This window comes from Serratia sp. 14-2641, from assembly GCF_001692375.1.
GTDB lineage: Bacteria > Pseudomonadota > Gammaproteobacteria > Enterobacterales > Enterobacteriaceae > Chania > Chania fonticola_C.
This window is the reverse complement of record NZ_LXKR01000008.1, coordinates 1-12204: the sequence shown is the minus strand read 5'-3', so window position 1 is coordinate 12204 and position 12204 is coordinate 1. Positions and strand designations below refer to the sequence as shown.

Genomic DNA, 12204 nt, shown 5'->3' with positions numbered 1-12204 from the left:
GCGCACAAAAAACCAGCGATTTAAGGCTTTTACCGGATATGCGTCAGCAGTATGATCGAAACGCAAACTCAGGAGGCTTTTTGATGCTGGATACACTCATCGTCTTTCTTACCCAAGGCGCAGACGTCGGCTCTGCCGTCAGCCATTCACCGCAGGCGGCAGTGGCCACGGTGTTGTGCGCCGCACTGATAAATTTCTTCAGTTAACAGGGCGCAGCACGCTGCGCCCCTACACATCCCGCGTCAGATAACCCGGGAGAACTGTTGGGCGCGGGCCTGTTTACGCAGGTAGATATCGAAGCACATGCAAATATTACGGATCAGCAAGCGCCCACGAGGCGTGACGCGAATGCCGTGGTCATCGCGCTCCACCAGCCCGTCACGTTCGAACGGCGCCAGCAATTCCAGATCTGCGGCAAAGTAATCCGCAAACGCAATGCCGTATTGCTGCTCAATCGGTTGATAAGCCAGCTGGAAATTACAGATCAGCGTCTTGATCACGTCACGGCGCAGGCAGTCATCTTCCGTCATCGCCAGGCCACGCCACAGGGCATTCCCCTGCTCTTCCACGTTAGAGTAATACACCTTCAGCTCTTTCTGGTTCTGCGCGTAGCTGTCACCCAGCATGCTGATAGCGGAAACCCCCAGACCCAGCAGATCGCTGTCACCTTGGGTGGTGTAACCCTGGAAATTGCGGTGCAGCTTGCCTTCACGCTGGGCAATGGCCAGCTCATCGTTCGGCCGGGCAAAATGGTCCATACCGATAAACTGATAGCCCGATTCCGTCAGCGAAGCGATGGTTTGCTGCAGAATATCGAGTTTCTGCTGGGCACTCGGTAGATCGGCGTCCTTGATTTTACGTTGGGCAGCAAACAGATTCGGCATATGGGCGTAGTTAAATACGCTCAGGCGATCCGGATTCAGCTCCGCTACCCGTTGCAGGGTGAAGGCAAAACTCTCTGGCGTCTGCTTCGGCAGGCCGTAAATCAGATCGATATTGGTCGAGTTGAAGCCTAGCGCTTTAGCCCGGGCGATCAGGGCAAAAATGAACTCTTCATCCTGCTCGCGGTTAACCAGACGCTGCACTTCTTTATTGAAGTCCTGCACCCCCATGCTGAGGCGGTTGAAACCTTCGGCACGCAGGTGATCCAGCACGTCCAGCTCGATTTCCCGTGGGTCAACTTCGATCGACATCTCCATTTCTGGCTGGAAATCAAAGTGCTGGCGTAGCATGGCGACCAGGCGGCTGATTTGCTGCTTATCCAGATAGGTTGGCGTACCGCCGCCCCAATGCAGTTGGCTGACCTTGCGGCCGGCAAACAGAGGAGCACGGGCGATGATTTCCCGCTCCAGCACGGCCAGGTATTCATCGGCCTTGTGAGTCTGGCGTGTGACCAACTTATTGCAGCCGCAGAAATAGCAGAGCTTATGACAGAAGGGAATATGGACATATAACGACAGCGGGCGCTCAGGGTAGCGCGTAGCCGCGCGTTGGAACGCAGCTTCGTCGTAGCCCTGGTTAAACTCCAGCGCCGTGGGGTATGAAGTATAACGCGGGCCTGAATAGTTATATTTTTGGATCAGGGCCAAATCCCAGACAATGGTCTGTTCTGACATGCTTGCTCACTCCTTCCGATATTTTTTCCTACCGGGCCGGGAAATGGGCAGTTGTCTACGCTGTCTGGCCGCGGAAGCGCTGCGAAAACGCGTTTTGCGCTTCGACAGCCGCCACAGTTTACCGAATAACCACAGTAGATAACACGTCAACAGTAGGGCTATTGCCGGGATCAGCCACATAACCGCTTAAAATACGTCTTTCGGGTTACCGCCTTTCAGCAGTTTCAGAATATCTTCCTGCTTCTCTTCCTGCTCTTCGTCGTCTTCATCACCCAGTTCGATGCCCAGCTGTTCCATCAGCGCATCAATACGATCCAGGGTTTGATCGACGTAAGCCTGATCTTCCGCACTCAGCGTGGCGCCTTCATCCAGGCGATCCAGCAAGGCATCCAGACGTTCATCGTTTTCCAGCTTGGTCAGTTCTTCTTCTGGCGTGAGGCGCGGTTTTTCTGCCTTCGGTTTTGGCTGCGGCTTGGTCGCCTTCACTTTAGCGTCAACCACCAGCGCAACCGGCACTTTACTACCGAGACGAGGATCTTTGGGTTGCGCGCCAGTTTTATTTTTCTGGTTGGCAGACTCAACCTGGGTACGCGAACCGGAAGCCAGGCCACGGCGCTTTTTCAGACGCTTGCGCTCGCGCGCTTCCTGATCGAGCTCCACACGACTTTTCTTTTTACTTTTTGACGTCGCCGCGCTGCTGCGTGGGCCGCGAGGTGCTTTTGATGGCTGGTTCATGGCTTTTACTCTTAGGTATGTAGATCCAGTATAGAATTGCTATACGGTTGCGGCGGAATCTAGCAGAAAGCAGACAAAGAAAAAAGGCGGCAGGTTAAAACCTGCCGCCTATTTCGCACCTTCACTCGAAGGATATTCCTGCTCCGCGCTCCATGCGCACACTCAACATCCCGGTTTTTCCATCTGCGATAACCGCGCTCCCTGCTACTACGTCTTTCATCCTGAAAGAAAAAATCATCCGTGCTGCGATCCGTTCGCTTCCACTCTTCCTGAGTGCGCTTCCCGCGGGCGTCCTGATTGCAGTCACTTCGTCATCCGTGTACTATTCGTGCGCTCCGGCACCAATAGTTTCAATTCCATCTGCCATCATCCTGGTACTCATTACACTGCCTGTGCATTCCCTGAGATTTTTCACCCTTCCTGGATGTTCCTGTTTCCTTGGCCTCCTGCCTTGCAACCTACTTTACGCTTTTATGGGATGTGCTCAAGATACCTACAGGCGGATTACGGCAATCTTTTACTTAACGAAATTACAATACACTGTTTTATAACAAATAAAATATTTACCGCTTTCGAATAAAGCGACATTACCCCCAATTCGAATGGTCAATGTCTCACACGGCAGGCGACCTTTTGCCACAAGGACTCTGTGGTTAAAACGCTTAAAAACCGAGAAACACACCCTTTTAGCGCTGATGCAGTTATAATCGCCCACCAGATAGCCATCCTCACGGAGACGAAAAATTTTGACCAGCAAGAACTACAATTACCATGTGACCCATTTCGTCACCAGTGCGCCCGATATTCGCCACCTGCCGGGGGATGAAGGTATTGAAGTTGCGTTCGCCGGCCGCTCCAACGCCGGTAAGTCCAGCGCACTGAATACCCTGACCAATCAGAAAGGCCTGGCACGTACAAGTAAAACGCCGGGGCGTACCCAGCTGATTAACCTGTTCGAGGTCGAAGAAGGCATTCGCCTGGTCGACCTGCCAGGCTACGGCTATGCCGAAGTGCCCGAAGAGATGAAGAAGAAATGGCAGCGGGCGCTGGGTGAATACCTGCAAATGCGTAACTGCCTGAAAGGCCTGGTGGTGCTGATGGATATCCGTCATCCGCTCAAAGACCTGGACCAACAGATGATCCAGTGGGCCGTAGACGTAGGCACGCCAGTGCTGGTCCTGCTGACCAAGGCCGATAAGCTGGCCTCTGGTGCTCGCAAAGCGCAACTCAATATGGTGCGCGAGGCCGTGCTGCCATTTATGGGTGACATTCAGGTGGAAGCCTTCTCGTCACCGAAAAAGATCGGTGTCGATAAACTGAGCCAGAAGTTGAATACCTGGTTTAACGAGATCCCATCGGAAGTGCTGCCGGAAGACGATATCGGCGGGGAATGATAACCGCTGCGGGTATTTCGTAGGGGCGCCGCATGCCGCGCCCAATGAGCCGATGCTGAGACATCGGTTTTTTTACGCCCGTTATCACCCCGTACGAGGCCGCATTTCGTTATCTAATTACAACTTTGACTAAAAACCATCACAAAAACTTATGGCAGATGTGGCTCTGTCAGGAGATAAATACAGATAAATCAGCCAAGGGAACGGTGGGAGAAGATCTGGCGGGGATAACTAAAATCGATGGTTTGACGTTGTTTTTACAATAAAAAACGCCCCAGTCAATACTGACTGGGGCGGCTAAATATTCAGCCAAATCCGATTACGTGAAGTAAAAGGTCTGAAAGATAGAACATCTTACCTCTGTACCCTACGCCTGTAACTCTACATCATTTTTTCACGCTGCAAAAGAATTTTTTGTAGTTTACTTACACGATCCGGGCACTAACAACGCCAATTTAGTCGAAACAATCGCCGAAGGATGTTGCTCAGTTACCAAAAATGCTTAGGTTTTCGCCAGTTAGCGAAAACTGGCCATAACACATCACCCAGGGTAATCAATGAGCCTCATCCCAGTTTTTACCTACGCCGATGTCCACCCGCAGCGGAACAGCCAACTGCATGCTGTTTTCCATTAACTCATGAATGCGCAGGCTGGCTTCTTCAATGGCGGACTCGTGGATTTCAAACACCAGTTCATCGTGTACCTGCATGATCATGCGCACCAGCGGCTTCTCAGGCCCTTGCAGCCAGGCATCCACCTCAATCATCGCACGTTTGATGATATCCGCAGCAGTGCCCTGCATAGGGGCGTTAATCGCCGCTCTCTCGGCCGCCTTGCGACGCATACCGTTGCTGGAACGAACGTCCGGCAGATACAACCGGCGGCCATCCAGCGTGCTGACGTAGCCCTGCTCGGCAGCCTGCTGACGGGTGCGTTCCATATACTCCAGCACGCCAGGATAGCGTTCGAAGTACAGATCCATATAGCGCTGCGCTTCGCCGCGCGGGATCCCCAGCTGGCGAGCCAAACCAAATGCGCTCATGCCGTAGATCAGGCCAAAGTTAATCGCCTTGGCACTGCGACGCTGTTCGTTGGTGACCTTATCCAACGCCAGACCAAAGACTTCGGCCGCCGTTGCCCGGTGTATGTCCTTACCTTCAGCAAACGCCTTAAGCAAGCCTTCGTCCTGCGATAAATGGGCCATGATGCGCAGTTCAATCTGCGAATAGTCCGCCGCGACAATACGGTAGCCCTCAGGCGCAATAAATGCCTGACGGATACGGCGCCCTTCATCGTTACGTACCGGGATGTTTTGCAGGTTTGGATCGCTGGATGACAGGCGACCGGTGGCGGTGACGGCCTGGTGATAAGAAGTATGCACTCGCCCGCTAACCGGGTTGATCATCAACGGTAGTTTATCGGTATAGGTGCTTTTCAGCTTCGCCAGGCCACGGTATTCCAGGATCACTTTCGGCAGTGGATAATCCAGCGCCAACTCGGCCAGCACTTCCTCATTGGTAGATGGAGCCCCGCCAGGGGTCTTTTTCAGCACCGGCAACTTTTGCTTTTCATACAAAATGGCCTGCAACTGCTTGGTCGACGCCAGATTGAACGGCTCTTCTGCCAATTCATGGGCCTGCACTTCAAGCTCGCCAAGGCGCTTGGTCAGCTCAATGGAGTGAGCCGCGAGGATGTTAGGATCGATCAGCACCCCGGTGCGTTCGATATGGGAAAGCACCGGTAACAGCGGCATTTCAATCTCATTGAATACCGTCAGCAGGCCTTCACTCTCTTTCAACTGCGGCCACATCGCCAAATGCAGCTGTAGCGTAACGTCGGCATCTTCTGCCGCATAAGGGCCCGCCTCTTCAAGGGCAATCTGGTTGAAGGTTAGCTGTTTTTTGCCTTTGCCCGCGATCTCTTCGAAGGTAATGGTTTTATGGCCCAGGTAGCGATCCGCCAGGCTATCCATGTCGTGACGGCCACTGACGCTGTCGAGTACATAGGACTCCAGCATGGTGTCGTAGGCGATACCGCGTAGATCGATGTCATAGCGCGCCAGCAGGCTCTTATCAAACTTCAGGTTCTGCCCCACCTTCAACGCCTTCTCGTCTTCCAGCAGCGGCTTCAGGGTGGCCAGCACGTGGTTACGATCCAGCTGTGGGGGAGCATCCAGATAATCGTGTGCAACCGGCAGATACGCCGCTACGCCTGGCTCAATGGCGAAGGACAGGCCGATCAGGTTGGCCGTCAGGGTATCCAGGCCGTCTGTTTCGGTATCGAAGGCGAAAACCTCGGCCTGTTTCAGGCGCTGCATCCAATCGGCGAAGGTTTCCTCATCCAGAATGGTGACATAGCCTTCCTGCGACAGGGTAGGCTCTGCAGCAGCTCTTGGTAGTTCTGCCGTTGCGGCTGGCTTGGCCGCCGAGCTGGCCTTACGGCCTGACCCTTTGTTTTCTAACCAGGTCCCCGCTTCAACATCGGCCATCCAGCGCTTGAACTCGTAGCGCTTAAACAGTGCCTGCAGTTGATCGACATCCGGTGGGCTCACTTCCAGCTCACTGCATTTCAGATCCAGTTCAACATCGGTTTTGATCGTCGCCAGTTTGTAAGAGAGGTAGGCCACCTCTTTGTTCTGCTCCAGCTTGGCCGCCATAGTCTTGGCCCCGCGGAAACTCAGCGTGGCAATGCTATCCAGATTGGCATAGAGCTGATCCAGGCCCCCTAACCCTTGTAGCAGCGCCTGGGCCGTTTTCTCACCGACCCCAGGTACGCCAGGGATGTTATCTGACGAATCCCCCATCAGCGCCAGGAAATCGATGATCAGTTCAGGAGGAATACCGTATTTATCACAGACTTCCTGCGGGCCGAGGATGGTGTTGTTCATGGTATTGATCAGGGTGACATTCGGCGTCACCAACTGAGCCATGTCTTTGTCGCCGGTGCTGATCAACACGGCATGACCCGCTTTCTCAGCCTCTAGCGCCAGGGTGCCGATCACGTCATCAGCCTCTACACCAGGTGTGACCAGCAGCGGTAACCCCATGGCTTTAACCATCTGATGCAGCGGTTCGATCTGCGCTCGCAAATCGTCCGGCATCGGTGGCCGATGTGATTTATATTCAGCAAACAGCTCGTCACGGAAGGTCTTCCCTTTGGCATCAAACACCACCGCCACATGGCTGGGGGTATACTGCAACAGCAGGCTGCGCAGCATGTTCAGCACACCGTACATCGCTCCCGTCGGCTCACCGACCGAGTTTGTCAGCGGTGGGAAGGCGTGGTAGGCGCGGTAAAGGTAAGAGGAACCATCCACCAGGATTAATGGGTTTTCTGCAATCTGGGCCATAACGTTTCTTTTTCGTGAAAAGGACTGGGGTAAGCATGCCATAGCTAGCCGCTGGTGACGAACCTTAGCGTGCAATATGGCCAAATTAGATGAGATCCTGTGAAGCGATCCGCAAGATCCTGCCTGTGGATAACTTTGTGCATAGTTTAGCAACTGAATTATAACGAAGATAATATCGTTATAATGGAAAATAAAATTCCTAGATAAATCACACTGTTGAAAGAGGGGGTTGGCGGTTTTGCTATTTATCGTGTTTTAGTTAATTTGTGGATATAACTGGGGCCGGAGTTTAATCGCACGTTTAATCAATTTAGGCACCTCAATGACCATAGCACAAGATTGAAAACCTGCACGCCAACGGCAAACAACTGGCAAATTCTACCAGGTTAAAATCGCTTACTTTTAGCCGCGTTTTCTTGGACAGAATTCTGTTAAAATATTTTTTTGTTGGTACGAACTGACGTATCTAACGAGGTTTCCTTCAACCGTCAGCACTAAACCCATGCCAAAATTGCTAGCCCCTGTTATTTTTATCTTTTCTGCGCTGCTTGCCATTGGCGTAACGATGCTGTGCTCCATCCCCATTGTTTTGGCCGGTCTCATTAAGCTTTTGATCCCCATGCCCGCCGTTTGGCGATACATTTCAGCCTTTGCAGACCTGATGATGTGGTGCTGGTGCCAATGCCTGGCGGTATTGTTACGAATTAACCCCCGCTTGCAGTGGGATATTGAAGGGCTGCACGGGCTGGAGAAAAAGAATTGGTATTTGCTGGTCAGCAACCATGAAAGTTGGTCGGACATTGTGGTGCTGTGTGTATTATTCCGTCACCATATACCTATGAATAAGTACTTCCTGAAACAGCAACTAGCCTGGATCCCCTTCGTCGGCCTGGCCTGCTGGGCGCTGGATATGCCTTTTATGAAGCGCTACTCGCGGGCCTATCTGCACAAACATCCGGAGAAAAGCGGGCAGGATATCGAAACCACTCGGCGTTCCTGCGACAAGTTTCGCCTGCGCCCGACCACCATCGTCAATTTCGTTGAGGGCTCTCGTTTCACCGAGGCCAAGAAAATTAAAACCCGCTCACCCTACCGCAATTTGCTCTCCCCCAAAGCTGCCGGGATCGCCTTTACGCTTAGCGCGCTTGGTCAGCAATTTGATAAGATCCTGAATGTCACTTTGTGCTATCCGGATAATCGTGAACATCCCTTTAGGGATATGTTGTGTGGCCGTTTGCAAAGGATTGTCGTCAGGATTGAATGCCTGCCGATTGATGAGTCACTGCACGGGGATTACTTCAATGACAAACTGTTTAAACGTAAATTCCAGATTTGGCTAAATACGTTGTGGCAGGAAAAAGATGGTTTGCTAGACAGGCTCAAGCGTTAATAAGTTAAAAAAAACGCCGGGTTAACCGGCGTTGATTTCTTGCTGCGGGTTACTTTTGTTCGGTCAGGAACTTAACGACATCAGCAAATTGCTTGACGTAAACGTCCATGCTGCTGGTATCCAGGCCATCGTTTTTGACCATGTATTTGCCATTAACAAATACCGCTGGCACACCACGCAGTTGCAAATCTTCTGCCGCTTTCTCTTGCTGAGCCACCAGAGATTTCACCACGAAGCTGTTTAAAGCCGCGTCATACTCTTCACCTGCTACGCCTGCATTGACGAATACCTTGCGGATATCATCAGGCGTTTGCACGGTTTGAGTTTTCTGAATAGCTTCAAACATTGGCTGAGTAATTTTGTCTTCTACACCCAGAGCCATGGCAACTGCCCAGGCTTGGGTTAATTGCTTACCCAAAGGACCCAGGAATTCCACATGGTATTTGGTCATCTTGGTGCCTTCAGGCAGCACTTTTTTGACCGCATCAGAGATATGGTAAGTCTCTTCAAACTGGTAGCAGTGCGGGCAGTAGAAAGAGAAGAACTCCAGCACCTGTGGCTCGCCAGTTACCGGCTTATCCAAAGTGATGTATTGCGTACCGTCACTGAATTGCGCAGCGGAGGCACTGAATGCCATCACCATACCAACGAGTGCCAACCAAATTTTTTTCATAACACTAAACTCTCCATTATGTTAATGCTTCAATACATTGGCATGAGCTGCAGAGGAGGTTCCTGCAACAGCTTAACCTGTTCAGTAAATGCCGCAGTCTGAGATAACCAGAAATCAGACTCCGCCATCCACGGGAAACTTTTTGGAAACGCGGGGTCCTGCCAACGGCGCGCTACCCATGCCAGGTAATACACCATGCGCATAGCCCGCAAGGGTTCGATCAACGCCAACTCGCGCTGATCAAATTCGGCAAATTCGCCATAGGCCTCCAGCAGGATATCCAGCTGCATCAGCCGATCGCGACGTTCACCGTGTAACAACATCCACAAATCCTGTATTGCCGGCCCGTTGCGTGCATCGTCAAGATCGACGAACAGCGGACCATCACGCCACAAGATATTGCCTGGGTGGCAATCGCCATGCAAACGCAGCGGTTGCCAATCCAGTTGCCAGTGCGGTTTGATAGCATCAATCAGCGTATCCGTAGCCCGCAGGAAAGTCTCGCGCTGGGCCTTGGGGACTAAATCACAGCAGGCCAGAACCTGCCGTGGCTCCGTGAGATACTCTTCAATGCCAATGGTCGGCCGCTCGGTAAACAGGCTTTCGCTACCCACCTGGTGGATACGGCCAAGAAAACGCCCGACCCACTCCAGCTGTTCCAGATTATCGATCTCATACTGTCGGCCACCCACGCTCGGGAATACGGTAAAGAAAAAGCCTGCATGGGTGTGCAGCGTATTTCCCTGTAATACCAGCGGCGCGACCGCCGGAATTTCGTTGTGCGACAAATCCAGCGCGAACCGGTGTTCTTCACCGATTTGCTCTGCACTCCAGCGTTCTGGGCGATAAAATTTCACCACGTAACGCCGACGATCTTCATCCATAAACTGGTAAACGCGGTTTTCATAGCTGTTGAGCGCCGTCAGCCCTGAATCAACACGCAAACCTATCCCTTCCAGCGCATCCATAATCAGATCGGGAGAAAGGGTTTCAAAATTAAATGCAGAGTTGTTCATAACAACCGTTCAGTTCGCCAGATGACAACAGCGTGCCAAGAATAAGAAAGAGTAGCACTAATCACCGCCACTGATGACCGCACCGCATGAATGCTAATCTTTTATCACGCCACGGGCACGCAGCAATGCCGTTTTAAAGTCGTCTTCGTAGTCTTTCTTCAAGCCAGGGATCTGTTCTGTGCCCGTACTGCCGCGCATTTTCAGGTGATAGATCAAGATGTCATCGCTCAAATCGCCCAATTCACCCTGAAAACCCGCTTCCTGCGCCAGCTTTTGCAAAAACTGAATCAGGTTGAGATCGGGATCCTGCTGCCAGGCCGGGTGCAAAAGCTCAATCAGTTCGTTTACGCGATGCGTTTTCATATCAAAATATCATCCAGTGAAGTGATAAACCCACAAAGTAGCAGGCTTGACTACGTAGTGAAAGAACCAGCGTGTCAATAAAGGTAAATCATGATGTCTGAACAGGTTTAGCGCTACAATCAGGGCATTGGAGAGGGGCAGGATGATGACTATGCATGCAAATATAACCGGCGTTATTCTGGCCGGTGGGCGCTCTACCCGTATGGGAGGGAAAGATAAAGGATTGGTTCAAGTGGGGGATAAAACCCTGTACCAGCACGTACTGGGCCGATTAACACCGCAAGTGAGTCAGGTGATCATCAGTGCCAATCGCAATCAGCAATGTTATCAGCAAAGCGGCTTAGAGGTCGTCGGCGATCTGACGGCAGATTACCCTGGCCCTTTAGCCGGCATATTGGCGGGCCTCACTTATGCCCGCACACCATGGATTGTCTGCGCACCCTGCGACGTCCCCGACTTCCCTCTCAACCTGGTAGAACAGCTTTGGTTGCATAAGGGCAATGCCTTGGCCTCCTATGCCAGCGACGGTGAGCGTGAACATCCTACCTTCGCTTTACTGCATACCAGTCTGGCTGATGAACTCACCCGTTATCTAGCCCGAGGGGAACGCAAATTGATGCTGTTCATGGCGGCTATTGGTGCACAACAGGTGATGTTCAGTGGGCAGCAAGACGCCTTCCGTAATTTGAATACCCCGGAAGATTGCCAACAGTGGCAGCAGGAAAAGGGGAGTGAACAATGACGGGTTTAATGCCCCCCTTGCTGGCTATCGCCGCCTATAGCGGTACAGGTAAAACCACGCTGCTTAAACAATTGATCCCGCTATTAAAACAGCAGCAGGTGCGCGTTGGTCTGATCAAACATACCCATCATGATATGGATGTAGATACGCCTGGCAAGGACAGCTATGAACTGCGCAAGGCCGGAGCAGACCAGACGCTGGTTGCCAGCGATCGGCGCTGGGCATTAATGAGCGAAACACCGGAGCAACAGCCTTTGGATCTCCAATATCTGGCCAGCAGATTCGATCACAGCAAGGTGGATTTGATCCTGGTGGAAGGATTCAAGCATGAGCAGGTCAGCAAAATTGTTCTCTATCGTGAGGAGATTGGCAAACCGCTTGCAGATATGTTGGATCAGCACGTCATTGCCGTGGCCAGCGACAAGAAGATTGAAGGCATTATGCCTTTGTTAGATATCAATCAGCCTGAAACGATCGCTGGGTTTATCGTTCAGTGGCTGAAGCAGGCAAAGGCATAGTCCCCTCACCCTAACCCTCTCCCCCAGGAGAGGGAACCGATCAAGCCCGCTGTTTTCTCTGCGTCATACCCCATCCTTAGGCTTACTCATCACTGCCGAAGTGGTATGGCTAATCAAAGGTTCCCTCTTTCCGAAGCCGCACGGGCTTATCCACGATGCCGGACGGCCCCCTCTCCCCTACACAAGTATTCAGGGTGTTCCCGGTCGTTGCATTGGGAGAGGGCTGGGGTGAGGGGCTTTCACTGTCATTTTCTGTTTTTGACCCATAGCAAAAAGCCCCATGCTTTCGCATGAGGCTTTCTACTTAATTGATGCCTGGCAGTGTCCTACTCTCGCATGGGGAGACCCCACACTACCATCGGCGCTACGGCGTTTCACTTCTGAGTTCGGCATGGGGTCAGGTGGGA

Annotated in this window: 12 protein-coding genes and 1 rRNA gene; 5 read left to right on the top strand and 8 right to left on the bottom strand. The window is 52.2% G+C overall.

All coding sequences use genetic code 11. The annotated features are described in order from the left end of the window. Nucleotides 1-83 precede the first annotated feature (83 nt). Nucleotides 84-206, top strand: a complete 123-nt coding sequence (locus A6U95_RS30565; protein WP_137751101.1) for a YshB family small membrane protein — start codon at nt 84-86, stop codon at nt 204-206. Between the two features lie 36 nt (nt 207-242). On the opposite strand, the gene hemN is transcribed toward A6U95_RS30565, so the two are convergent. Both hemN and yihI read right to left on the bottom strand, forming a co-directional pair. Further along, nucleotides 243-1616: an oxygen-independent coproporphyrinogen III oxidase gene (hemN, locus tag A6U95_RS04945; RefSeq protein ID WP_065683703.1), complete on the bottom strand. Its 1374-nt coding sequence runs from the start codon at nt 1614-1616 to the stop codon at nt 243-245. Nucleotides 1617-1802: 186 nt separating this feature from the next. Beyond that, nucleotides 1803-2351, bottom strand: coding sequence for a Der GTPase-activating protein YihI (gene yihI / locus A6U95_RS04940; protein ID WP_024527819.1), 549 nt, complete (start codon nt 2349-2351; stop codon nt 1803-1805). A gap of 746 nt (nt 2352-3097) precedes the next feature. On the opposite strand from yihI, the gene yihA reads away from it, so the two are divergent. Continuing rightward, nucleotides 3098-3745 (top strand): ribosome biogenesis GTP-binding protein YihA/YsxC, encoded by a 648-nt coding sequence (gene yihA, locus A6U95_RS04930; RefSeq protein WP_065683702.1) that lies wholly within the window; start codon nt 3098-3100, stop codon nt 3743-3745. A gap of 554 nt (nt 3746-4299) precedes the next feature. Here the strand turns inward: yihA and polA are convergent. Beyond that, the gene (gene polA, locus A6U95_RS04925) at nt 4300-7095 is read right to left on the bottom strand and encodes a DNA polymerase I (protein ID WP_024527818.1); all 2796 of its coding nucleotides are present in this window, start codon (nt 7093-7095) and stop codon (nt 4300-4302) included. A gap of 402 nt (nt 7096-7497) precedes the next feature. Next, nucleotides 7498-7737, bottom strand: a complete 240-nt coding sequence (locus A6U95_RS31395) for a hypothetical protein (protein ID WP_241810628.1) — start codon at nt 7735-7737, stop codon at nt 7498-7500. Between A6U95_RS31395 and A6U95_RS04920 the strand changes: the two genes are divergently transcribed. After that, nucleotides 7622-8485: an acyltransferase gene (locus A6U95_RS04920; RefSeq protein ID WP_241810625.1), complete on the top strand. Its 864-nt coding sequence runs from the start codon at nt 7622-7624 to the stop codon at nt 8483-8485. The two genes, A6U95_RS31395 and A6U95_RS04920, sit on opposite strands and share 116 nt — an antisense overlap. A 49-nt stretch (nt 8486-8534) precedes the next feature. Here the strand turns inward: A6U95_RS04920 and dsbA are convergent, their stop codons facing one another. From dsbA to A6U95_RS04905, 3 genes are all read right to left on the bottom strand, one after another. Further along, nucleotides 8535-9158 (bottom strand): thiol:disulfide interchange protein DsbA, encoded by a 624-nt coding sequence (gene dsbA, locus A6U95_RS04915; protein ID WP_065683700.1) that lies wholly within the window; start codon nt 9156-9158, stop codon nt 8535-8537. Nucleotides 9159-9187: 29 nt separating this feature from the next. Then, nucleotides 9188-10174 (bottom strand): serine/threonine protein kinase, encoded by a 987-nt coding sequence (locus A6U95_RS04910; protein ID WP_065683699.1) that lies wholly within the window; start codon nt 10172-10174, stop codon nt 9188-9190. A gap of 93 nt (nt 10175-10267) precedes the next feature. Then, on the bottom strand, nt 10268-10537 hold the full coding sequence (locus A6U95_RS04905) for a YihD family protein (protein WP_065683698.1): 270 nt from the start codon (nt 10535-10537) through the stop codon (nt 10268-10270). Nucleotides 10538-10688: 151 nt separating this feature from the next. Here A6U95_RS04905 and mobA point away from each other — a divergent pair, with 151 nt between their 5' ends. Both mobA and mobB read left to right on the top strand, forming a co-directional pair. Beyond that, a complete protein-coding gene (gene mobA / locus A6U95_RS04900; RefSeq protein WP_065683697.1) occupies nt 10689-11279 on the top strand; it encodes a molybdenum cofactor guanylyltransferase MobA in 591 nt (196 codons plus the stop codon). Next, nucleotides 11276-11797, top strand: coding sequence for a molybdopterin-guanine dinucleotide biosynthesis protein MobB (gene mobB, locus A6U95_RS04895; RefSeq protein WP_065683696.1), 522 nt, complete (start codon nt 11276-11278; stop codon nt 11795-11797). The genes mobA and mobB overlap by 4 nt, the downstream gene beginning before the upstream one ends. A 313-nt stretch (nt 11798-12110) precedes the next feature. On the opposite strand, the gene rrf is transcribed toward mobB, so the two are convergent. Then, nucleotides 12111-12204: ribosomal RNA gene (rrf, locus tag A6U95_RS04890) — 5S ribosomal RNA — on the bottom strand; the annotation flags it as partial.

Excerpts from the sequence above, each read along its gene's own strand:
- A6U95_RS30565 (WP_137751101.1), top strand. The coding sequence starts at position 84 with ATGCTGGATACACTCATCGTCTTTCTTACCCAAGGCGCAGACGTCGGC.
- hemN (WP_065683703.1), bottom strand. The coding sequence starts at position 1,616 with ATGTCAGAACAGACCATTGTCTGGGATTTGGCCCTGATCCAAAAATAT.
- yihI (WP_024527819.1), bottom strand. The coding sequence starts at position 2,351 with ATGAACCAGCCATCAAAAGCACCTCGCGGCCCACGCAGCAGCGCGGCG.
- polA (WP_024527818.1), bottom strand. The coding sequence starts at position 7,095 with ATGGCCCAGATTGCAGAAAACCCATTAATCCTGGTGGATGGTTCCTCT.
- A6U95_RS31395 (WP_241810628.1), bottom strand. The coding sequence starts at position 7,737 with ATGTATCGCCAAACGGCGGGCATGGGGATCAAAAGCTTAATGAGACCG.
- dsbA (WP_065683700.1), bottom strand. The coding sequence starts at position 9,158 with ATGAAAAAAATTTGGTTGGCACTCGTTGGTATGGTGATGGCATTCAGT.
- A6U95_RS04910 (WP_065683699.1), bottom strand. The coding sequence starts at position 10,174 with ATGAACAACTCTGCATTTAATTTTGAAACCCTTTCTCCCGATCTGATT.
- A6U95_RS04905 (WP_065683698.1), bottom strand. The coding sequence starts at position 10,537 with ATGAAAACGCATCGCGTAAACGAACTGATTGAGCTTTTGCACCCGGCC.
- mobA (WP_065683697.1), top strand. The coding sequence starts at position 10,689 with ATGCATGCAAATATAACCGGCGTTATTCTGGCCGGTGGGCGCTCTACC.
- mobB (WP_065683696.1), top strand. The coding sequence starts at position 11,276 with ATGACGGGTTTAATGCCCCCCTTGCTGGCTATCGCCGCCTATAGCGGT.